This window comes from Moorena sp. SIO4E2 (assembly GCF_010671945.1).
Lineage (GTDB): Bacteria > Cyanobacteriota > Cyanobacteriia > Cyanobacteriales > Coleofasciculaceae > Moorena > Moorena producens.
In genome coordinates this window covers 1-1,737 of sequence record NZ_JAAHIE010001088.1, presented here as the reverse complement: position 1 = coordinate 1,737, position 1,737 = coordinate 1, and the positions used below count along the sequence as shown (strand labels likewise).

The 1,737-nt window shown below is 38.1% G+C and carries 2 protein-coding genes; one reads left to right on the top strand and one right to left on the bottom strand.

Going from position 1 to position 1,737, the window contains the following annotated elements; genetic code table 11:
* Positions 1 to 314: 314 nt before the first annotated feature.
* A complete protein-coding gene (locus F6K37_RS40935) occupies positions 315 to 620 on the bottom strand; it encodes a hypothetical protein (RefSeq protein ID WP_502708408.1) in 306 nt (101 codons plus the stop codon).
* Between the two features lie 204 nt (positions 621 to 824).
* On the opposite strand from F6K37_RS40935, the gene F6K37_RS40930 reads away from it, so the two are divergent.
* Positions 825 to 1,622 (top strand): sulfotransferase-like domain-containing protein, encoded by a 798-nt coding sequence (locus F6K37_RS40930; protein WP_287257019.1) that lies wholly within the window; start codon positions 825 to 827, stop codon positions 1,620 to 1,622.
* Positions 1,623 to 1,737: the final 115 nt, after the last annotated feature.

Here is a 1,737-nt window from a genome sequence, read left to right as displayed (position 1 = left end):
AAGATACAATCCTCCCCCTGCTTCGGCTTCGTTGCGAAAACAGGATGAATGGAACTACCGAATTGAGTTTAGTAGGGTCGTGTTTATTCTCAACCTGAGACTTCTCAGAGTTTTCTGCACCACCAAGAGAATTACCACTTATCTCACCATCAAAGAGTGGAGGAAGTATTAGAGTCTAAACGCTTCAAAGCCTTACTGGGAGAGGTTTTAAAACCTGCGGATTTTTCAAATCAAAATATCTTTGGTTTAACTAGCCAAGGTCCCCGAAAAGTTTCTATATTATCTCCGGCTGCTTATTCGGCTATAGGAATATATCAAATAAAGTAAACAAAAAAAGAGAAAGAGCTAGGAAACCAAATAGTTTCAAAATTTAAAGTTGGTAAAGATAAAAAGCGCTGTAGTCTTTTTCTTCTACTTTCAAACTTTATTCCAAGAGGTAAAGCATTGGCTAATTTTTCTAGGCTAACTCTTTTGATTGATTGTAGTAGAATAACTACAATATTTGCTAAAATAGAATTACGATCCTTTAGTTTAAATTTTAGATGGTTTTGATATAATAATGGTAACATTTTCAACAGATAGGTCTTATTGACAATGAAAGACCTATCTTTTTCTACCACAGATCGTTACACTCTTGATGTATCAATCGTTTCAATCGCTATCGTCGCCCCCCCAGGAACTGGTGGGCTGTTTGAAAAACATGGATGAGACAAAGATTAAAAGAATTCAAAACAGTCAGAGAATGCGTAGATGCTGCATTCAAAAATTGTCCTAACGTATGCGCGTAGCACTATATAATCGAAGTAATAGTTTGGATAAGTTTTATGTTAATCAACACTCTGTCCACTCATAAACACATTACAATGTGGAGTTGTCCCAGAAGTCGTTCAACATTAATTACACGGTCTTTTGAGCAATTAGATGGATGTATAATTTTTGACGAACCCCTGTATGCTCCATATCTCTTGGATCATGCTTTTGACCATCCTGAAAGGGAAGCTGTGATTGCTCACAGGGAAACTGACTATCAGAAAGTTATTCAACAGATGACCAGCGATTTGCCAGAGGGGGCTTCTTTTTCATTTCAAAAGCAGATGGCTAAACATGTTCAGCCCCATGATGATCTAAACTGGATCAAGTCTCTCAATAATTTTTTTCTAATTAGAAATCCCCAGGAAATTATTCTGTCCTACAGTAAAGGATGCTCCAAAGTTACTCCCAATGAAATTGGGATGAAAGACGTTTACAATTTATTCAAAAAAGTAGAAGAATTCAGGGGAAGAACTCCTCTGGTTGTTGATTCTACTGACTTGATTAAAAATCCCCCAGCTTATTTAAGCTTAATCTGTAGCGACCTAGAAATTTCTTATTCTGAAAAAATGCTGAGTTGGGAACCGGGATTAGAAAAAAGCAATCACTCTAATAATCCATTCCCTTGGCTCTGGACAGGGGACTTGCCCATGACAAGCTGGTACTCCAATATTGATCAATCGGCAAGTTTTCTACCCTATGAAGAAAAGGAGGTTCACTTGCCCAATAAACTGATTCCCGTTTTTGAAGAATGTCTTCCTTTTTATGAAAAATTGTATCAACATCGTCAGGTCATTGATCTGGTTGACTGACAAAAGTTGAGCGCGATTTCACGAACCCCTTACCAGGGATGGGCGCTTTGGGCATTGACATCTGGTTGGGGGAGCCAGCATTCTCAGGAAAGAAACCACTCACATCCCAAAAATG

Excerpts from the sequence above, each read along its gene's own strand:
- F6K37_RS40930 (WP_287257019.1), top strand. The coding sequence starts at position 825 with ATGTTAATCAACACTCTGTCCACTCATAAACACATTACAATGTGGAGT.